This is a genomic window from Xanthomarina maritima, assembly GCF_008084905.1.
GTDB classification, from domain to species: Bacteria; Bacteroidota; Bacteroidia; order Flavobacteriales; family Flavobacteriaceae; genus Xanthomarina; species Xanthomarina maritima.
This window is the reverse complement of sequence record NZ_VSFC01000056.1, coordinates 1-20,423: the sequence shown is the minus strand read 5'-3', so window position 1 is coordinate 20,423 and position 20,423 is coordinate 1. Positions and strand designations below refer to the sequence as shown.

The 20,423-nt window shown below is 30.2% G+C and carries 23 protein-coding genes; 9 read left to right on the top strand and 14 right to left on the bottom strand.

Annotated elements, in window-relative coordinates:
- Nucleotides 1–85: 85 nt before the first annotated feature.
- Nucleotides 86–1,216: a site-specific tyrosine recombinase/integron integrase gene (xerA, locus tag FVF61_RS12140; RefSeq protein WP_148456797.1), complete on the bottom strand. Its 1,131-nt coding sequence runs from the start codon at nt 1,214–1,216 to the stop codon at nt 86–88.
- Between the two features lie 90 nt (nt 1,217–1,306).
- Between xerA and FVF61_RS12135 the strand changes: the two genes are divergently transcribed.
- Complete coding sequence (locus FVF61_RS12135; RefSeq protein WP_148456795.1) at nt 1,307–1,684, top strand: hypothetical protein; 378 nt, start codon at nt 1,307–1,309, stop codon at nt 1,682–1,684.
- Nucleotides 1,685–1,903: 219 nt separating this feature from the next.
- On the opposite strand, the gene FVF61_RS14375 is transcribed toward FVF61_RS12135, so the two are convergent.
- Genes FVF61_RS14375 through FVF61_RS12110 form a run of 5 tightly spaced genes read right to left on the bottom strand, consistent with a single transcriptional unit; the run spans nt 1,904 to nt 4,529 of the window.
- Complete coding sequence (locus tag FVF61_RS14375; protein WP_262712023.1) at nt 1,904–2,116, bottom strand: T9SS type B sorting domain-containing protein; 213 nt, start codon at nt 2,114–2,116, stop codon at nt 1,904–1,906.
- 12 nt (nt 2,117–2,128) lie between these two features.
- Nucleotides 2,129–2,530, bottom strand: coding sequence for a hypothetical protein (locus FVF61_RS14370; RefSeq protein WP_148456793.1), 402 nt, complete (start codon nt 2,528–2,530; stop codon nt 2,129–2,131).
- 36 nt (nt 2,531–2,566) lie between these two features.
- Nucleotides 2,567–2,755 carry a hypothetical protein gene (locus FVF61_RS12120; protein WP_148456791.1) on the bottom strand — a complete coding sequence of 63 codons (189 nt, stop codon included), beginning with the start codon at nt 2,753–2,755 and terminating at the stop codon, nt 2,567–2,569.
- 23 nt (nt 2,756–2,778) lie between these two features.
- Nucleotides 2,779–3,891 carry a BamA/TamA family outer membrane protein gene (locus FVF61_RS12115; protein WP_148456790.1) on the bottom strand — a complete coding sequence of 371 codons (1,113 nt, stop codon included), beginning with the start codon at nt 3,889–3,891 and terminating at the stop codon, nt 2,779–2,781.
- A complete protein-coding gene (locus FVF61_RS12110) occupies nt 3,891–4,529 on the bottom strand; it encodes a hypothetical protein (protein WP_233586823.1) in 639 nt (212 codons plus the stop codon). The genes FVF61_RS12115 and FVF61_RS12110 overlap by 1 nt, the downstream gene beginning before the upstream one ends.
- 250 nt (nt 4,530–4,779) lie before the next feature.
- Here FVF61_RS12110 and era point away from each other — a divergent pair, with 250 nt between their 5' ends.
- Entirely contained in the window at nt 4,780–5,658 is an 879-nt protein-coding gene (gene era, locus FVF61_RS12105) for a GTPase Era (RefSeq protein WP_148456786.1), read from the top strand.
- Here era and FVF61_RS12100 read toward each other — a convergent pair.
- A complete protein-coding gene (locus tag FVF61_RS12100) occupies nt 5,652–6,173 on the bottom strand; it encodes a GTP-binding protein (protein WP_148456784.1) in 522 nt (173 codons plus the stop codon). The genes era and FVF61_RS12100 overlap by 7 nt on opposite strands.
- A gap of 9 nt (nt 6,174–6,182) precedes the next feature.
- Nucleotides 6,183–6,914 carry an SIMPL domain-containing protein gene (locus tag FVF61_RS12095; protein WP_148456782.1) on the bottom strand — a complete coding sequence of 244 codons (732 nt, stop codon included), beginning with the start codon at nt 6,912–6,914 and terminating at the stop codon, nt 6,183–6,185.
- An 84-nt stretch (nt 6,915–6,998) separates the two neighbouring features.
- On the opposite strand from FVF61_RS12095, the gene der reads away from it, so the two are divergent.
- Complete coding sequence (der, locus tag FVF61_RS12090) at nt 6,999–8,306, top strand: ribosome biogenesis GTPase Der (RefSeq protein WP_148456780.1); 1,308 nt, start codon at nt 6,999–7,001, stop codon at nt 8,304–8,306.
- Between the two features lie 76 nt (nt 8,307–8,382).
- Here the strand turns inward: der and FVF61_RS12085 are convergent, their stop codons facing one another.
- The 6 genes from FVF61_RS12085 to FVF61_RS12060 form a co-directional block, all read right to left on the bottom strand.
- Nucleotides 8,383–9,048 (bottom strand): ATP-binding cassette domain-containing protein, encoded by a 666-nt coding sequence (locus FVF61_RS12085; protein WP_148456778.1) that lies wholly within the window; start codon nt 9,046–9,048, stop codon nt 8,383–8,385.
- 359 nt (nt 9,049–9,407) lie between these two features.
- A complete protein-coding gene (locus tag FVF61_RS12080) occupies nt 9,408–10,226 on the bottom strand; it encodes a TPM domain-containing protein (RefSeq protein WP_148456776.1) in 819 nt (272 codons plus the stop codon).
- Nucleotides 10,226–10,663, bottom strand: a complete 438-nt coding sequence (locus FVF61_RS12075) for a TPM domain-containing protein (protein ID WP_148456774.1) — start codon at nt 10,661–10,663, stop codon at nt 10,226–10,228. The genes FVF61_RS12080 and FVF61_RS12075 overlap by 1 nt, the downstream gene beginning before the upstream one ends.
- A gap of 6 nt (nt 10,664–10,669) precedes the next feature.
- Nucleotides 10,670–11,269 (bottom strand): LemA family protein, encoded by a 600-nt coding sequence (locus FVF61_RS12070; RefSeq protein ID WP_148456772.1) that lies wholly within the window; start codon nt 11,267–11,269, stop codon nt 10,670–10,672.
- A gap of 69 nt (nt 11,270–11,338) precedes the next feature.
- Nucleotides 11,339–11,668: a MerR family transcriptional regulator gene (locus tag FVF61_RS12065; RefSeq protein WP_148456770.1), complete on the bottom strand. Its 330-nt coding sequence runs from the start codon at nt 11,666–11,668 to the stop codon at nt 11,339–11,341.
- Nucleotides 11,668–12,639: a M23 family metallopeptidase gene (locus FVF61_RS12060; RefSeq protein ID WP_148456768.1), complete on the bottom strand. Its 972-nt coding sequence runs from the start codon at nt 12,637–12,639 to the stop codon at nt 11,668–11,670. Before FVF61_RS12060 ends, FVF61_RS12065 begins: the two co-directional genes overlap by 1 nt.
- 229 nt (nt 12,640–12,868) lie before the next feature.
- Between FVF61_RS12060 and alaS the strand changes: the two genes are divergently transcribed.
- From alaS to FVF61_RS12030, 6 genes are all read left to right on the top strand, one after another.
- Complete coding sequence (gene alaS, locus FVF61_RS12055) at nt 12,869–15,481, top strand: alanine--tRNA ligase (RefSeq protein ID WP_148456767.1); 2,613 nt, start codon at nt 12,869–12,871, stop codon at nt 15,479–15,481.
- A 3-nt stretch (nt 15,482–15,484) separates the two neighbouring features.
- Nucleotides 15,485–16,435 (top strand): GSCFA domain-containing protein, encoded by a 951-nt coding sequence (locus FVF61_RS12050; RefSeq protein WP_148456765.1) that lies wholly within the window; start codon nt 15,485–15,487, stop codon nt 16,433–16,435.
- Nucleotides 16,436–16,549: 114 nt separating this feature from the next.
- Complete coding sequence (locus tag FVF61_RS12045; protein ID WP_148456763.1) at nt 16,550–17,074, top strand: DUF6252 family protein; 525 nt, start codon at nt 16,550–16,552, stop codon at nt 17,072–17,074.
- A gap of 353 nt (nt 17,075–17,427) precedes the next feature.
- Nucleotides 17,428–17,637 (top strand): hypothetical protein, encoded by a 210-nt coding sequence (locus FVF61_RS12040; RefSeq protein ID WP_148456761.1) that lies wholly within the window; start codon nt 17,428–17,430, stop codon nt 17,635–17,637.
- 4 nt (nt 17,638–17,641) lie between these two features.
- Nucleotides 17,642–19,597, top strand: coding sequence for a tetratricopeptide repeat-containing sensor histidine kinase (locus FVF61_RS12035; RefSeq protein ID WP_148456759.1), 1,956 nt, complete (start codon nt 17,642–17,644; stop codon nt 19,595–19,597).
- 55 nt (nt 19,598–19,652) lie between these two features.
- Entirely contained in the window at nt 19,653–20,303 is a 651-nt protein-coding gene (locus FVF61_RS12030) for a response regulator (RefSeq protein WP_148456757.1), read from the top strand.
- The last annotated feature ends 120 nt before the right edge of the window (nt 20,304–20,423 follow it).

Here is a 20,423-nt window from a genome sequence, read left to right as displayed (position 1 = left end):
GTTTAAAAGGAGTTACAATTTTGGAGGTGTTTTATGTAACGTGTGTATAACATTACTAGTAATGTTATATTTATTATATATATACTTACAAATCTAACGGATTTTTGATAGAATCAAAACTACTTTTAGCTACATGTGTATAAATTTCTGTTGTTTTAGTAGAGCTATGACCTAATAATAATTGTATATGCCTCAAATCTGTTCCATTTTCCAAAAGATGTGTAGCAAAACTATGTCTTAAAATATGAGGTGAAACATGTTTTCTTATACCTGCTTTCTTTCTAGCTTCAGATACAATTTTACCAACACTTACGCTACTATATTGTTGTTTTTTAACACCTTCAAATAAATAGTCTTGTGGCTTAAATTGTTTATAGTATTTTCTTAAATCTTCAAGGGTGTTTTTTGATAAAAGGGTATATCGGTCTTTATTGCCTTTCGCATCTACAACATGAATTAACATACGTGAGCTATCAATGTTTTTAATTTTTAAATTCAGTAGCTCACTGCGTCTTAAACCAGCAGAATATAATAAGGATACAATACATCTATGTTTGATATTGTTTGTGTAATCAATGAGAGATTTAATTTCTTCCTTGGATAAAACAATTGGGAGCTTTTTATTTTTTCTAGGACGTTCTATACGATATAATCTATTAGGCATTCCCATAACTAATTCGTAGTAGAACTTTATACTGTTTATGGATTGATTAATATATGAATTGGAACGTTTACTTTGAATAAGGTGTTTTAAGTACTCTCTAATATCAACTTCGTTGATATGATCTATATCTTTATCAAAATAATAATTTATAAAATCTTCAAAAAGCTTGACATATAACCTAACCGTATTATTAGAATACTTTTTTAATTCCAGCTTTTGTAAATAATCTTCTGGACACAATTTATAATTGGTTGATTGTGCTCTTTTTCTATACCATTGTACATCAAATACTTCATTAAGTTCTTTGGAACGTGTATGATTAAAAAAGTATTTTGAATCAATCCAAGCAACACCTCTAAAGGTATCATATATTTCGTCTAAATGTGTTTTGTTGTTTGGGACATAATACATATTAAACTCATCACTCCACAAGACTTTATAGAGTTGCTTAACAAGAATCTCTAGAGCTTTATTTGAGTAAAACTGAAGACCAATAAACTTCTTATTATCAATTAATAGATGTTTAATTGTTATGTGCTGACTGAATTTCATATTAGGTTTTTATTAAAAATAGGCATTAAAAATGAATTATTCGTATCTTAAACGAATAGTATTCGTATAACATTCGATTAAGTTTTAGGTATGAATAAAAAAAACTGTATAGCGTGTGGAAAGGAATTGAAAGGTAGATCTGACAAACGATTTTGTGACCAACATTGCAAAAGCACATATCATTATAGAAGGTCTTTGGAAGAAGCTCCTCGATTTTATAATAAAGTTGATAATCAATTAAAACTTAATCGTAAAATATTAAAACAATATAATAAAGCAGGAAAAGCAACGGTCAGAGCTTCATTAATAAAAGAAGATGGGTTTGATTCAAATTTCTTCACACATTATTGGAAAAATAATAAAGGTGATGTTTACTTATTTGTTTATGAGTTTGGGTTTCTAAAAAAGCAGGAACATAATATTGAAAAATATGTTCTTATTAAATGGCAGGATTATATGGAAAAATAATCTACCTTTAGAGTATAATATTGTTTAATCAAGTAAACAAAATCTGGAACACGATTTTGAACACGATTTCATAAAAGTTACAGCTCAAACCCCCAGTGTTTGTGTTGAAAAAGCGGTCGAGGTCGGGCTCATAACCCGAAGGTCACTGGTTGGAGTCCAGTTCTCGCTACTATAAAGCAGGTTGTTAATTAACAGCCTGCTTTTTTATTTAATGATGTTTTATCTTTTCAAAGTAAAATGGGAACGAAATTGTTTTTGAGCGCCATTACTTTCGCCTATCTCTTTGTAATAAAAGGTAAACCAATATTCCTTTGAGGGTAATAATTCGCCATTATACATCTCATCCCAACCTGGTCCAGTAGGACTTAGTTGTTTTAGTAATTTACCATAACGATCATAAATAAATATTTTAGCATCGTATTGGTTTTCAATTCCAAATATTTGCTAGGTATCTTTATAACCATCATTATTAGGCGTAAAGAATAATGGGTAATCCATAACCAGAACCATATCGCTTTCAATACCACAGCCATTGATGTCTCTTGCTTGAATAACATGCTCACCAAAAGGCACATTAGAGAAGGTGTAAGTATTTGTATTGGGCTTGTTACTTACCCAAGGGTTATTATCTATTCTATACTCAAATAAAGCGGCTCTATCTCCTGTTTCAGCATTTGCCATCGATTTAAGATAGCTTACCGTTTCATCAAAGGTATTTAACGTCAATACATCGGTAACAGTTATTTCAAACACTTTTTCTAAATCTCTAGGTTTTGTATCATCACATAATTCTAAATAAGGTAATACAGCTATTGGAGTTGGTATTGGATTGACAACTAAAGTCAAGGTTGTTAAGACATAACAATCAACGCCATTTTTAGTTTAAGAAACCGTTATAAAAATAGTTTGTGGGTTGTGTGGCAAGCCACCAATAGATGTTTTTGCATAAGCTGTAACAACTAGAATGGGATTGTTTACTGTAACATCTGCCATGGTTTCAAAATAATTAACAGACCAACTTGAGTTTCCTCCAGTAAATAAAGAAAGTAAAAAGAATAAGGAGTAATACATACTATATTCTAGTTTTGCTAATATTAAAAAGCTTCGTTTATACCAAAATATATTCCATGACTACCATCTACACCAATACCAGCATCAAGTCTAACCCATGTGTCTTGGGTTTTTAAAAGTTTGAAGCGTAAGCCTCCACCAGCACTTGGTTTTAAATCGTTTAAGCTAAATAATTGTTTTTGGTCGTTAGCAACTTTTCCAAAAAGACCATAACCAGCAATTGCCCATCTAGGTTTAAATCTATAGCGATATTCTCCTTGAATTAGATATAGCGTTTTATCTATATATCTACCTTGGTAGTAGCCACGTGCTTGATTTCCTCCACCATACCAAGCAAGTCCTTGAAAAGGAGGGTTGCCATAATTACCTTCATAATATAATTGAAGTGCAATAATACTATTTTCACCTAATTTTTGATACGTCCGTAAATCTGCAATAAACTTATTGTAAGTTTCTGTAGCACCAAATAATTCACTTGAAAATTGGGCATTCATTTTTAACAAATGTCCTGATGTTGGAGAGCCAACATTATTCCTTGAATCTAAATTAAAAATAACTCCAAAGCCACTAATAACTGCTCCGTCACTTCCCTTAATATCACCAGTGCTTAGAAGCCCACCTTCCTCAACTTCAGTTACATCGTAATTTTCATAAATATATTCAAATCCAAAATTTAGAGAAGGAGGTAATCTTTTTAAAAAACTAACTTTAAGAATTTGCGAAGTCATATCATATGCTTCTTCATTACTATTTGGAGTGTTATTACCAATTCCCCAGAAATTGTTTGGAAATATTTTCCACTTAAAATTCATGTCTAGAAAATAGTCACCTTTACCAAAATAAATTTGAGGGATTATATCTACAATAAATTGTTTGTTAGAAGTCATAATAAAATCTACAAACACATTTGATACTCTGTCGTTGTAGATGTTTTTCTGTTTTAATAGAAAAACTTGAGCTCCTGCTCCAAATCCAAAACTTGTTTCTGGCGTATAAAATATTATTGGAATAGCTACAAACTGAAATTTTTTATTTTTATTAATTGTATCAGATTTAATAACATCATCTTTATTTTGTCCAAAGCTTTTTGGTACAATAAAAAAACAAATTAATAAGATGTAGAAGAGGTTATTCATTATAGAGGTTTACTGTCTAACAATATTTTAAATCCAAATGAAAATGATAGGTTACTTAACTCGTAAGATACTTTGTCTGTAATATTGTTTGCTGAACTTTCTTGATTTAGGTTTAACCAATATACATTATAATTAAGGCCAAGATCAAAAGATACACGATCTTGAATTACATAAGCGAAACCAAAAGTGAATAAGAAGCCAAATCCTCCTCCTTTATTTATATTTTCAATATAAATGTCATCTATTAAAGCTCCTATCTTATCTCTATATAATACATAGCCAGGAGATAAACTAAAAAAAATGGAGCCAATATAGCTATCTGAAGCATAATAAGTGCCCTTTGGGCCTACAAAGAATAATTCAGAAGTACTTTCTGCTATATTTTTTTCTTCAACATTACTACGTTCCATATTAGCGGAAAGACCAATATTGATACGATCTCTAACGAATTTTCCCGTATTTATTTCAATTCTATATCTATTACTTATAGATTTATCATGAGTAATTGTGTTTTCTGTTGAGCCAGAACCAATAAAACCTGTTAACCCTGTTAACCATCTGCCTTTTCTAAAAGGAGTATTTATTTCTGTTTTAGTTGTATCTATTTCAGCTTCTTGAGCTAAACAAGTTGAAGGCATTGCATAGATGAATGCGATAAAAAAAATAGCAAAAAAGGATTTATTTATCACTTAAAAAGTTCTTTGGTGGAGGAATTATATATATCTTACTAAAGTATTAAAAAAAACCTATTAAATGGTGAATAAGCTAAAAAGTTATAAAACATGAAAGTGCTTTATGTTACAAGTAGAAATGAGATTTATTTAACTTTTTCATCTTAGTATGGTTTCTAATTTTTAAAACTATCTTTGCATTAATAAAATAAGTAATATGCATAAAGCTGGTTTTGTAAATATTATTGGTAATCCAAACGTTGGGAAATCGACACTTATGAATGCGTTTGTAGGTGAAAAATTATCTATTATCACTTCGAAAGCTCAAACAACAAGACATAGAATTTTAGGAATAGTTAATGGTGAAGATTTTCAAATGATTTTATCTGATACACCAGGAATTATTAAACCCGCTTACGAATTACAAGAATCCATGATGGATTTTGTAAAATCTGCTTTTGATGATGCAGATGTGCTAATTTATATGGTTGAAATTGGAGAGAAGGAGCTTAAAGACGAAAACTTTTTTAATAAAATAACTAGCTCTAAAATTCCTGTTTTATTACTACTGAATAAAATTGATAAATCAGATCAAGCACAACTAGAAGAACAGGTGCAAAGTTGGGCTGCTAAAGTACCTAATGCAGAAATTTTTGCTATTTCGGCTTTAGAAGGTTTTCAAGTAAAAGAAGTTTTTAATAGAATAATAGAGTTACTTCCTGATTCGCCACCATTTTACCCAAAAGATCAATTAACAGATAAGCCTGAACGTTTTTTTGTAAACGAAACCATTCGTGAGAAAATTTTAATGCATTACAAAAAAGAAATTCCGTATGCTGTTGAAATTGATACCGAAGAATTTTTTGAAGAAGAAAACATTATTAGAATGCGTTCTGTGATTATGGTAGAGCGTGATACTCAAAAAGGAATTATTATTGGTCATAAGGGTTCTGCACTTAAACGTGTAGGTATTGAAGCCAGAAAAGATTTAGAAAAATTCTTTGGCAAACAAGTGCATTTAGAATTGTATGTTAAAGTAAATAAAAACTGGCGAAACGACCAAAGGCAGTTAAAGCGTTTTGGCTATAATCAATAAAAGCATTGGTTTTGATGTCTTAAGGTGTCTCTCATAAACCTATGGAGTAAATGCATCTCGTCCATACCAACTTTTTTACCCATTTGACCAACTACATATAGAACAATCCAAATAATCACCATAAAAATCATCAGAGAAACTTGTATAGCGTAAGATGTTTCTAAAGACCAATTAGAATAAGCCCATGCTCCGAATCCTAAAAATAAGCAAACAACTAAAAAGTGAAAAAACATAAACATGGTCCAAACGGTTGGGTTAGGTCCAAATAAACCACGTATTGAACTCGAGTTTTCATCAATTTTATCAATTTCTAAATGTAGTTGTGGCGACCAAAAATGCTGTTTGTGTTTTGGTAATTTTAAAAAAACATGATTGTCTATGCGAGATACAATAAAATCTGATTGCTCTTTTTTAGCTAGATCAAACAGTGTTAGTAATTCTTCATTATTTTGGTTTTTTTCAAATTTAAAACGTGGTCTTAATACCACATCATTTAGTGTAGAGGAGGAGGACATATATTATGTTTATTTAACTTTATAATCAAGTTTCATAGTAATTGAAGCCGTTTTTTCTTTAGATTCTGTATTAAAAGTCCCTCCCCAAGAATAATCTTCGTCTGAGTTCTGACCAGTAATTTGAAAAATGCCCATTTTAGCAGAAATTAAGTCGCCTAACTTTCCACCAGAATTCTCAGCAATCATATCTGCTCTGTGTTTTGCATCTGCAGTGGCTTTGGAAATCATTTCAATTTTTAAATCGGCTAATTTCGTGTAATAGTATCTAGGAGATTGAGAATAAAATTGAATGCCTTTATTTAAAAGCTCGGTAATTTCTCTAGATATTAATTCTACTTTTTCAACATTGTTAGAATCTATTTGTAAGGATTGTGTTAAAACGTAACCCAGAAATTCCTCACCAATATATTGCCCTTCGCTATTGTATTTTCCACGCATATTTTTTCTGCTATTAACAGCATTGAAAACTAATTCTTTTTCAGTGATTCCTTTAGATAATAAATAGTCTGAAATAATTTTTTTGTCTTTTTCAAGGTCGCTATATGCTTCTTGAAGATTAAAACTTTCTTTGGAAAAAGAGCCTTCCCAAACTATTAAATCTGAAGTAAAATCTGCTTTTCCTAAACCTGTAACCGAAATAGTTCCATCGGTATGATTTCTATTCATAAAAGCATTTCCAAGTAAATAAGCAGCAATTACAATTGCTAAGGAAAAAATAATGGCAGCAATGTTGTTTTTCATTTTAACAAATTTTTTTTTTTGAATGATACAAAATACAACGAAATCATAAGCATATCATTATATTTGCACCAAAATTTATTTAAAATGAGTAACATAGTTGCTATAGTTGGAAGACCAAATGTTGGAAAATCGACTTTTTTTAATCGTTTAATTCAAAGAAGAGAAGCTATTGTTGATGCTACAAGTGGTGTAACCAGAGATAGACATTACGGAAAGAGCGATTGGAATGGAAGAGAATTTTCTTTAATAGATACAGGAGGATATGTAAAAGGTAGCGACGATGTTTTTGAAGCTGAAATTGATAAACAAGTAGAATTAGCTATCGATGAAGCAGATGCCATTATTTTTATGGTAGATGTAGAATCTGGTGTGACAGGAATGGATGAAGATGTGGCAACCTTACTTCGAAAAGTTAAAAAACCTGTTTTTTTAGTAGTAAATAAAGTAGATAATGCTAAAAGGGCTGAAGATGCTGTTGAATTTTATTCTTTAGGTTTAGGTGAATATTTTACCATTGCGAGTATTAATGGAAGTGGAACTGGAGATTTATTGGATGCACTTGTTGAAGCTCTTCCTGAAAAAGAGAATGTAGTTGAGGACGAGTTACCTCGTTTTGCTGTTGTTGGAAGGCCAAATGCAGGGAAATCGTCGTTTATAAATGCACTTATTGGTGAAGATAGATATATAGTTACAGATATAGCTGGAACTACAAGAGACTCTATAGATACAAAGTATAATCGTTTTGGATTTGAATTTAATTTAGTTGATACAGCTGGAATTAGAAGAAAAGCAAAAGTTAAAGACGATTTAGAATTCTATTCTGTGATGCGAAGTGTTCGAGCTATAGAACATTGCGATGTTTGTTTGGTTGTTATGGATGCCACACGTGGTTTTGATGGGCAAGTGCAAAATATTTTTTGGTTGGCACAACGTAACAGAAAAGGAATTGTTATTCTGGTAAATAAATGGGATCTTGTTGAAGATAAAGGTAATAACTCTATAAAAGAATACGAACGTCTTATAAGAGCAGAAATGGAGCCATTTACTGATGTGCCAATTGTTTTTATTTCGGTACTTAATAAACAACGTATTTTTAAGGCTATTGAAACAGCTGTTGAGGTTTATAAAAACAGAACTAAAAAGATTAAAACAAGTAAGCTAAATGAGGTTTTACTTCCAATTATAGAGCATAATCCTCCACCTGCTTATAAGGGTAAGTTTGTAAAAATTAAGTATATCATGCAATTGCCAACTCCACAACCACAATTTGCATTTTTTTGTAATTTGCCTCAATATGTAAGAGAGCCATACAAACGCTTTCTTGAAAATAAATTACGCGAACAGTTTGATTTTAATGGTGTTCCAGTAAGTGTATATATGAGAAAAAAGTAATTAAAACTTCAAAACAAGTTTCAATGGTTCTGCTATTTGTAGAACCATTTTTTATTGATAAAAAATTACAATTATTTTAATTTGAACTCAAATATTGAAATTTTACTAAATCTTTTTTAGAGTTTATCTCAATTTTTTCAGCATCTTTAATTATAAAATTATTAGTTGTTATTTCTAGTACATCATCAAAATAATGGTCTGTAATAATAAGACCTTTTGTATTCTTTAATTCGATTAGTAAATTTTTAATGACTTCTTTGTATAGTGGTTCTATCATTGAAAAAGGTTCATCTAACAATAGAAAAGAGTGATCTAAATTTCCGATGAGTAATAATTCTAGATAGCGTAATTGTCCTATCGATAAATGTCCAACTTTAATTTTTTCGAAGCTAGACACTTTTGGAGCATAAAATATTTTGTTTTGGTCGTCTCCATTTGGATAAAAGAATGGGATAATATCTCTAACTTTTAATTCTTTAGGTAAAAAGGTGACTTGTGGTAAATAACCAATACTTTTAGATGAGATGATTTCTTTTTGAGATAATATTTTTGAGTTTATTTTAATTTGAGCAGATTCTGCTTTTACAGTGCCGAAAATTATTTTTAGTAAAGTAGATTTACCACTTCCGTTTCTTCCAAAAATTCCTATAACATCTTCTGTTTTACATGATAAATCTAGATTGTTTAATATAATTTTATTTTTATACGACTTATGTAAGTTTCTTATTTCTAATACATTCATTTAATTTAATATTAAAAAGATTAGAAACAAACAAGTAGAAATTATCAGATTCCTTACCCAAATTTTTTTTAAAAGATTTATTTTAGTAAGCCCTAGGTTAAAGTAAGCATAATATTCATTTTTTTTGAAGGTGTGAAAGCCTAATAAGCCTATTAATATTCCAAAAGTAGAAAAGCAAACAATACTCCAAAAAATACCAAATAAGTAACCTAAAATTAAGGAGAACGGAATATTGAACATATTTATATCCCAAAAATATTTGGTAATAGCTTTTTTATACATCCCGTGTTTTTAATCGTTTCTTTGAATTTTGAATTTTGTACCTTAATTAGTTGCCACATATTCTGAAGCTTTAACGATTACCAACTTCCTCCAGCTCCACCACCAGAGAAACCACCTCCACCGAAGCCTCCTCCAAAGCCACCACCAGAGAAACCTCCACCTGAAGAACTTCCGAAACCACCAGATGAGCCTCCATAACTTCCACGACCCATATTGCTTAATATAATGGCGTCAAGAATGCTAAATCCTCCACCAGAATTATTACCAGGTCCACCTTTTCCTCCTCGTCTATTTTTAGAAATAGAAATTAGAATAATAACAAAAACTATAAACAGGAAAAAGATAACTCCAATAGGGAATTCAGAATCGTTATTTGATTTTCTAGAACCTTGATATTCTCCCATTAATATTTCGAAAATGGCATCTGTTCCTTTGTCTAATCCACTATAATAATCACCTTTTTTAAATTCTGGAATAATCACATTTCTTGTAAGTTCTCCAACAATGCCTGCAGTTAATTTATGTTCTACACCATAACCTGGAGAAATCCATATTTTTCTATCGTCTCTAGCTAGTAAAACAAAAACGCCATTATCTTCTTTAGCTTGTCCAATTCCCCATTCGTGTGCCCATTTAGCAGTTAAAAGACCTATGTTTTCTCCTTGAGTTGTAGCAATAATTGCGACTACAATTTGTGTTGATGTTGTATCAGAATATTTGATAAGTTTGTTTTCTAAACTGCTTTTTTCTGAAGTAGATAGTAAAGAAATATAATCGTAAACACTGGTTTGTTCTTTTGGAATATCAGGAATATTGAATTGTGCCAATGCTTTTTGCGAAAAGCAAAAACCTACAAACAGAATAATAAGAATCTTTATTTGTTTAGTTATAATCATTAACCTTTAGATATTTCGTTGGTTAATTCGTTCGTATCGTTATGGATCCAAGGGAAGTTTGTTTCTAACGCTTGTCCAGCTTTTAAAATACCGTCAATAAGTCCTTGTTTAAAATTGCCCTTTTTAAACTGGGCTTGAATAGCATCTTTTGTTTCATCCCAAAAGCCTTTTTCTACAACATCATTAATACCTTTGTCTCCATAAATCACAAAAGTTTTGTCTTCTACGGCTACATAAATTAAGACACCATTTTGTTGTTTGGTGTTGTCCATTTTTAAATAATGGAACACTTCCATAGCACGATTAAAAGCATCTATTTTAGAAGATTTTTCAACATGCACACGAATTTCTCCAGACGTATTCTTTTCAGCCATACGTATAGCACTTACAATCTCTTGTTCTTCAGTTGCAGTTAAAAAATCTTCTATTTTAGACATATACTTTTAGTTAAAATCGAATTCTACATCTACTGGTTTTTCAGCTCCTGCTTCTGCATCAAAATAAGGTTTACCTTCAAAATTAAAAAAGCCAGCTAAAATAGAATTAGGGAATTTTTTTACATGATTGTTATAAGGTTTAATAGCTTCGTTATAACGCGTTCTAGCTGTTTGAATTGTATTTTCTGTACTTGTTAATTCGTCTTGAAGTTTTAAAAAGTTCTGATTAGCTTTTAATTCAGGATATTGCTCAACAGTTACTAATAACCTAGATAAAGCACTACTTAAACCTCCTTGAGCTTGATTGAATTGTTGTAATTGTTCAGGAGTAATGTTTGAAGGATCAATAGTAGTTTTAGTTGCTTCACTTCTTGCTTTTATAACAGCTTCAAGAGTGCTTTTTTCAAAATCTGCTGCTCCTTTAACGGTGTTTACAAGATTGCCAATTAAATCATTTCTACGTTGATAAGAAGTTTGTACATTTCCCCAAGCTTCACTTACGTTTTCATTAAGTTCGATAGCTGTATTATTAAATCCTACAGCCCAATTATAAATGCCAAAACCAATTACGGCAATTATTATTACAGGAATTAACCATTTTTTCATGATAAAGTATTTAAGTGTTAGTGTTTAAGTATGATTGTTCTATTATTAGTTGAAGATTTTTAAGAATTGTTACAACTGTTCTTTAATTTTATTTAGTTGTGTTTTTATATCTTCAAGTTTACTTATAATCTCAAAATTACTTAGCGATTTCTTTTTCTCTTCTTTTAAATGGGTTTTAGCTCCCTCTAAAGTAAATCCACGTTCTTTAACTAGATGATAAATAAATTTTAAATTTTTGATGTCTTCTGGAGTGAACTTTCTGTTTCCTTTAGCGTTTTTCTTTGGTTTTAATACATCAAACTCTTTTTCCCAAAAACGAATTAAAGAGGTGTTTACATCAAATGCTTTGGCTACTTCTCCAATACTGTAATATCTTTTTTCTGGTAATTCTATATGCATTAGTCTAAAGATTGATTTTCTAAGGAAGCATGTTCAAGTAATTTATTAAATTCTTCAGCAGATAAACTTCCGTAGTAGAAGTTAATAGGATTGATACGTTGGTTGTCTTTAAATATTTCGTAGTGTAAATGTGGTGCTTCAGAGCGACCTGTACTTCCAACAAAACCTATAATATCTCCTCGCTTTACTTTTTGATTTCTTCTAACATTGTATTTGTATAGATGAGCATACAAACTTACGTAACCATAACCATGATCTATTCTAACATGATTTCCATAACCTGCAGCTCCATTATCTGCACGTTCTACAACACCATCTCCAGCAGCATAAATAGGTGTGCCTCTTGGAGCAGTAAAATCCATTCCCCAATGCATTTTTCTTACTTTGGTAAAAGGATCTGTTCTCATTCCAAAACCGGAAGCCATTCTAGTTAAATCTTCGTTTTTTACTGGTTGAATAGCTGGAATTGCAGCTAGTAAATTTTCTTTTTCTTCAGCTAATTTTGCAATTTCATCTAAAGATTTAGACTGAACAACAATTTGTTTTTGAAGTTGGTCTATACGTTTATGGCTTTCTATTATTAGTTTTGAATTATCGAAACCTTCCAGATCTTTATATCTATTAATACCACCAAAACCTGCTTTTCTTTGTTCATCTGGAATTGGGTTAGCTTCAAAATAATGTCTGTAAATATTATTATCTCTTTCTGCTATACTTGCTAGAACTGTTTCGGTTTCATCCATTTTTTTGTTCAACAATTCTAGTTGTAATTCGGCATTTTGTAATTCATGTTTTAATCCCTTCTCTCTAGGAGATTCAATATATTGGCTAGCAATAAATACAAACAGGAATGCAAATAAGGCAGATGCTAATAAAAACAACGAAATGTATTTAGCAGTTCTTCTTTTTTTACGCTCTATTTTCCGATATGAAAGCGTATCTGGATCATAATAATATTTTACCTTACTCATTATCTAATTTATACTATTTTTGCATGGAATTAATATTGATAGGTTTTCAATTTACAATCAAAACGAACAAACCTACAAAATATTTTCATTGTAAATTTAGTAAAACTAAAGGATAAAATGATGTAGAAGGTTAACTCTGTCCGAAATTTAAAATAGATTTGCAGGGAAATTAACTAAACTGCTTCGTTTTATAAATAATTTAAAAGAAACAAGCATTTAAAATATATAGATGAAGTCTCAAGAAGTTCGCTCAAAATTTTTAAGTTTTTTCAAAGATAAAAAACACAGTATTGTGCCATCTGCACCAATGGTGTTAAAAGATGATCCTACCTTAATGTTTGTTAATTCTGGAATGGCTCCTTTTAAAGAATACTTTTTAGGAAATGCTATACCAAAAAACAATCGAATTGCAGATACACAGAAATGTTTACGAGTATCTGGAAAGCATAACGATTTAGAAGAGGTTGGTTATGATACCTACCATCATACACTTTTTGAAATGCTAGGAAACTGGAGTTTTGGAGATTATTTTAAAAAGGAAGCTATTGCATGGGCTTGGGAATTGCTAACAGAAGTTTATGGAATTGATAAAAACATTCTTTATGTAACGGTTTTTGAAGGTAGTAACGATGATGATAAATTATCTATGGATCAAGAGGCTTTCGATTTATGGAAGCAATTTGTGCCAGAAGGCAGAATTCTTATGGGAAATAAGAAAGATAATTTCTGGGAAATGGGAGACCAAGGTCCTTGTGGACCATGTAGTGAAATTCATGTAGATATTCGTTCAGCAGAAGAAAAAGCAAAAGTAGATGGAAAATCTTTAGTAAACATGGATCATCCTCAAGTGGTTGAAATCTGGAATCTGGTTTTTATGCAATACAATAGAAAAGCCAATGGTTCACTTGAACATTTGCCAAATAAACACATAGATACAGGTATGGGTTTTGAGCGTCTGTGCATGGTTTTACAAGGGGTTCAGTCTAATTACGATACGGATGTTTTTACACCTATTATTAGAGAGATTGAAACTATTGCTAATAAACATTATGGAAAAGACGAAAAAGTAGATGTAGCAATTCGCGTAATTTCAGATCACGTTCGTGCTGTGGCTTTTTCTATAGCAGATGGACAATTGCCAAGTAATACAGGAGCTGGTTATGTAATACGTAGAATTTTACGTCGTGCTATAAGATATAGCTTTACTTTTTTAGATCAAAAAGAACCATTTATATATAGGTTAGTAGATGTTTTAAGTAAAAAAATGGGAGATGCTTTTCCAGAACTTAAAGCTCAAAAACAACTAATTGAGAATGTGATTAGAGAAGAAGAACATTCTTTCTTAAGAACTTTAGATCAAGGATTGGTATTACTTAATAGAATAGTTGAAGAAGAAAAATCTGATATTATTTCTGGCGAAAAAGCGTTTGAATTATATGATACGTTTGGGTTTCCAATAGATTTAACAGCGTTAATTCTTCGTGAAAAAGAGTTGTTGTTAGATGAAGCTGGTTTTCATGCAGAGATGAAAAAACAAAAAGACCGTTCTCGTGCTGCAAGTGAAATGAGTACAGAAGATTGGACGATTTTAAATGATGATGCAGTTCAGGAATTTGTTGGATACGATATGCTTGAAACTAAAGTAAAATTGACAAGATATAGAAAAGTGATTTCCAAGAAAGATGGCGAAATGTATCAACTGGTTTTCAACTTAACACCTTTTTATCCAGAAGGTGGAGGTCAAGTTGGAGATAAAGGTTACTTAGAAGATTCGCATGGAGATGTTATTTATATTTTAGATACTAAAAAGGAAAATAACGTTATTATTCACTTTGCTAAAAATTTACCTAATAATTTAGAAGAATCATTTATAGCAGCAGTAGATGCCAAACAACGTTATAGAACCGAGTGCAACCATACTGCGACCCATTTATTACATCAAGCTTTGAGGGAAATTTTAGGAGAGCATGTCGAGCAAAAAGGGTCTGCTGTACATTCCAAATACTTGCGTTTCGATTTCTCACATTTTTCAAAAATGTCTGCTGAAGAATTACGTGATGTTGAAATATTTGTTAATGCACGTATTGCTGGGAAATTACCTCTTCAAGAAAAAAGAAACATACCCATGAAACAAGCACTTGAAGAAGGAGCTTTAGCACTTTTTGGAGAAAAATATGGAGATACGGTTCGTGCCATTCGTTTTGGACAGTCCATAGAGCTTTGTGGTGGTACACATGTGAAAAATACAGGAGACATTTGGTTTTTTAAAATAGTATCAGAAGGTGCAGTTGCAGCAGGAATTCGTCGAATAGAAGCAATTACAAACGATGCTTTAAAAGATTATTTTATAGATATAAATAAAACTTATACAGAGATGAAATCTTTGTTAAATAATAACGAGCCTGTTAAAGCAATTCAAAATTTACAAGACGAAAATTTAGACCTAAAAAAACAAATTGAGGTATTATTAAAGGAGAAAGCCAAAAATGTAAAAGGTGATCTTAAAAACGAATTAACCGAAATTAATGGCATTCAGTTTTTAGCGAAGAAACTGGATTTGGATGCTGCTGGAATTAAAGATGTTTGTTTTGAGTTAGGAAGCCAATACAGTAATTTGTTTTTATTATTTGGTGCAGAGAATGATGGAAAAGCCTTATTGTCTTGTTATATTTCTAAAGAAATAGTTTCAGAAAAAGAGTTGAATGCTGGGCAAATAGTAAGAGAATTAGGAAAATACATCCAAGGTGGAGGAGGAGGACAGCCTTTCTTTGCAACAGCTGGAGGAAAAAAACCAGAAGGTATTGAGGAAGCATTGAAAGCTGCAAAAGATTATTTAAAATAAAATTTGAAATTACAAACCAAAATAGCATTAGAATCGAAGCAACATAATCAAATAGATTACAACTCTAGGTTGCTTTTAATTGGGTCTTGTTTTGTAGAGAATATAGGTAATAACTTAGAGTATTTTAAATTTCAAAATCTTCAGAATCCTTTTGGAATTTTATTTCATCCTATAGCAATAGAAAGCTTGATTACAAATGCTATTAACCAAAAAGAATTTTCAGAAGTTGATGTCTTTTTTCAAAATGAACAATGGCATTGTTTTAATGCACATTCTAAACTAAGTAACACAAATAAAGACACTCTATTAAATACACTTAATAGTCAAATTCAATTAACTGCCAAACAGTTAAACAGTTCATCACATATTATTATTACTTTAGGAACTGCTTGGATGTATAGGTTTATTGAAACAGACACTATTGTTGCTAATTGCCATAAAGTGGCAAAGAAGAAATTTTTAAAAGAATTGCTTTCGGTAGATGAGATTTCTGAATCTCTTGAATCTATTGTTGCTCTTATAAGAACTGTTAATAGTTTAGCGTCAATTATATTAACAGTTTCTCCAGTTAGGCATTTAAAAGATGGCTTTATAGAAAACACCCAAAGTAAAGCCCATTTAATTGCAGCTATTCATCAGGTTGTTGAGCATAAAAAAAATCTACACTATTTTCCATCTTACGAAATAATGATGGACGAACTTCGAGATTATCGTTTTTATGCAGAAGATATGATTCATCCAAATAACATAGCTATCAAGTATATTTGGGAGAGGTTTAAGGAGGTTTGGATATCTCCAGAAGCATATAAAACAATGGAAGAAGTGGATGTTATTCAAAAAGGAATTTTGCATAAACCTTTCAATCCAAATTCTGAAGCACATATTTTATTTCTTCAAAAGTTATCTGAAAGAAAAGAAAAGCTTCAATCAGTTTTTCCACATATATCCTTTTAGCTTCTATTTAACTCATTTTTAGTCTTTTTTCAAAATATACGTAATTCTTCGTATTGATTACCATGTCTTTATATTGCAATTTTGGAATATTATTAACCCTAAAATATTTCAACAATGAAAACTTTAAAACATGTCACTTTATTATTAATGTGTTTTTCATTAATTACCTTTACTTCTTGCTCTGACGATGACGATGGAGGAGATGGTGGAGGAGGAGCTGCTTCAGGAACTATTACAGCAAAAATTAATGGAAACTCTTTTACATCGTTAGAAATGACATCTACAGCAACTTTAGTTTCTGGTGGAGGTCAAACAACTCTAACTATGCAAGGAAACACGCAAACTCAAGCTATTAATTTGATTATTAATGGTTATGATGGTGTTGGAACTTATGAAATTAGCGACGATAATGTATTTAGAATTGCTTCTTATATAGAGCCTAATGTAAGTAATCCTGCAAATTCCCAAACTTGGTCTGCACCTTTTCAAGACTCGGGAGTTATAGGTGAAATTAAAATTTCAGAAGAAACAGATTCTAACATAAAAGGGACTTTTAATTTTACAGGGAAAAACAGCAACGACGATTCTACTAAAAACGTTACTGAAGGCGCTTTTAACCTTTCAAAACAAATATTTTAAATCGTTTAATTCGAAATAAAATGGCTCAACATTTTATTAGATAAGTTGATTAAGCGTATTATTGGTAGGTTATTACGCTTAATCTTTTTTAAACATCTGTTTGTCGAAAAAATAATAACGATAAACCTTTAAGTTGTATTTTTATTATGCTATTAATCAATTATATAAAAAGCATCAAGCAATATCTATCTTTTGAGGGATTGAGTTTGATGTTTTTTTTTGTTTCAAATTGAAATAGTAGCATGCTTTTATAAATCTTAATAAAGCATTTGGTTATGGATCTTAATCTTCTTTTTTCTTCGATTTTATATACACTTATTAGTGTTTTGTTATTGTTAAGTATTAAAACTATAATGGCTACAAAATACGACGCTAAAATGTCTCAAGAAAACAATCTAAATCTGTTAAAACAAATGACTTATGAAAAACAGAAACAAGATTTATTTATTCAAAAAAGTGCTTATTTAGAAAATTATAATTTGTCTTTATTCAATAAATTATTTGAAATTACAAAAGAGCTCCTTTTAACAAAAAAGAGTATATTAGAAGAGCATTACAATTAATTATATGAAGAAATTATTACTTATTCTTATAAGCCTGTTTCTTAGTTCATATGGGTTTTCTCAAAATCCAGTAAAAATAATTGATAGTTTAAAAATTGAACTTTCAAAAAACCCATCCGATTCATTAAAAATTAAAGTATATAGTGATTTATGTTGGTATTATAGAACTATATCAACAGACTCTGCATTTACTTACGGCAATCTTGCATTAAAACTATCCCAAAAAACAAATAACCGAGTTGGAGAAGCTCAAGCACATAACGACATTGGAATACTTTATTACGGCTTAGCAGATTATGGACAAGCTATGCAAGAATATAATTTAGCTTTAAAAATAAGAAAGAAATTACAAGATACTCTAGGTATAGCAAGTGTTTACAATAAAATTGGACTTTGTTATCAAAATACGTTCCAACTAGATTCTGCTATAGTATATAATACCAAAGCTTTAGAAATTTACGAACAGAAAAACCACTTAAAATATGCAAGTGCTTTAAAAGGAAATATTGCAAATATTTATAGAGGATTAAAGCAATATGACAAAGCACTTAAAACGCATTTAGAAATAACAGAAAAAGCAAAGGAGATTGAAGACTTTCCCTTATTAACACGTTCATATAATAACATTGCTAATGCGTATTTGCATATGCATGATACAATAAATAGTATAAAATATTTTAAACAAGGAATTGATGTTGCTATAGCAAATAATTTAAATAATGAATTAGGAGCTTTGTATAATAATTATGGCTCATTTTTATCTAGTACAGGGCAAATACCAGAAGCAATAGATTACACGCTAAAATCTTTATTAATTAGAAGGGAAATTAAAGATAATCATGGAATTACTAGTTCTTCTTTAAATTTAGGTGATTTGTATTTAAAAATTGGAGAATATAAAATTGCAAAGAAATATTTAGATGAAGGAATTGTACTTGCAGAACAATATAAAGCTAATGAACTTCGTGTTAATGGTTACAATAATTTGTCTTATTATTTTGCTTACAATAAAGAAAGTGATAGCGTAAAATTCTATCAAAATAAGTATAAACAAATTGAAGATTCTATTTTTAATAATCGTATTACCAAGGAAGTTGCTGAGGTTCAAGAAAAATATAATGCTAATGAAAGAGAGAAACAAATTCTTACACAACGTGCAGAAATTGCAGAAAAAGAACGCGATTTAAGTCAGAAAAATAGTTTTATATTAGGGTTAGTAGGTTTAGCAGTCGTATTATCTTTACTTGGATTTTTAGTTTACAATCAACAAAAACTAAAAAACAGACAACTTAAAAAAGAAAGTGAATTAAAAGAAGCTTTAGTAAAAATTGAAACCCAGAATAAGTTACAAGACCAACGATTAAGGATAAGTAGAGATTTACACGATAATATTGGAGCGCAATTAACCTTTATTATTTCGTCATTAGATAATTTAAAATATGGTTTTAAACTGCCAGATAACTTAAACGATAAGCTAAAGTATATTAGTGAGTTTACTACATCAACCATTTACGAGTTAAGAGATACTATTTGGGCTATGAATAAAAGCGAAATTTCGTTTGAAGATTTACAAGCTAGAATTTCAAATTTTATTGAAAAAGCAGATAAAGCATCAGATAATATTGCTTTTAATTTTACTATAGATGATAAGTTAAAGAATAGTAAAGTATTTACTTCCGTTCAAGGTATGAGCATATATAGAATTATTCAAGAGGCAATTAATAACGCATTAAAATATGCTGATGCTACGCAAATAGATGTCGATTTCTCACTTAGTGAAGGTGTTTTTCAAATGACTGTAACAGATAATGGAACTGGGTTCGATGTTTCAAAAATTGAGTATGGAAATGGTTTAAATAACATGAAAAAACGTGCTCACGAATTAGAATCTGAATTCGAAATTATATCTACTATTAATAAAGGAACAACCATTAGAGTGTTTAAATTAATTAATACGTAATTTATCGTATTTCAAGTAACCTTTTATTTGGTTATTTTAGTAAAAATTAATCATCATGAATATTAAAATAGCTATAGTAGACGATAACTTCTTTCTTATAAATGCTGTAAAAGAAAAGCTATCTTTTTTCGATGATTTGAATTTTAAGTTTTCAGCAATTAATGGATCAGATTTATTAATTAAGCTAGAGGATAATCATAACTTAGATTTAATTTTAATGGATATTGAGATGCCTGTTTTAAATGGTATTGAAACTACAGAAATTATTAAACAAAAATATCCACATATTAAAATTATTATGCTAACTGTTTTCGATAACGATGAAAACATTTTTAATTCTATTAAAGCTGGAGCAGATGGCTATTTATTAAAAGAAATCAATGCTCAAGATTTGCACGATGGTATTTTAGAAACACTTAATGGAGGTGCAGCCATGAATCCTTCCATAGCCTTAAAAACCTTAAAACTACTTCGAAATCCGTTAAATATTGAAAACAAACAGGAGCAGGAAGATATTAAATTAACAACTAGAGAAATAGAAGTTTTAGAGCATTTAAGCAAAGGCTTAAGTTACAATGCTATTGCCCAAAACTTAATACTTTCAACCGGAACCGTTAGAAAGCATATAGAAAATATTTACAACAAACTTCAAGTCCATAACAAGATTGAAGCACTTCAAAAAGCCAAAAAGAACAATTTAATTTAAAATTAGAGTAAAAGAGTTTATCTATAATTTTTTTGTCTATTTTTAGGTATGCGAAAAATTCTATTTGGTGTTATTATAACGTTGGCAATAATTTAAAATGAACATATTATGATATTAGAC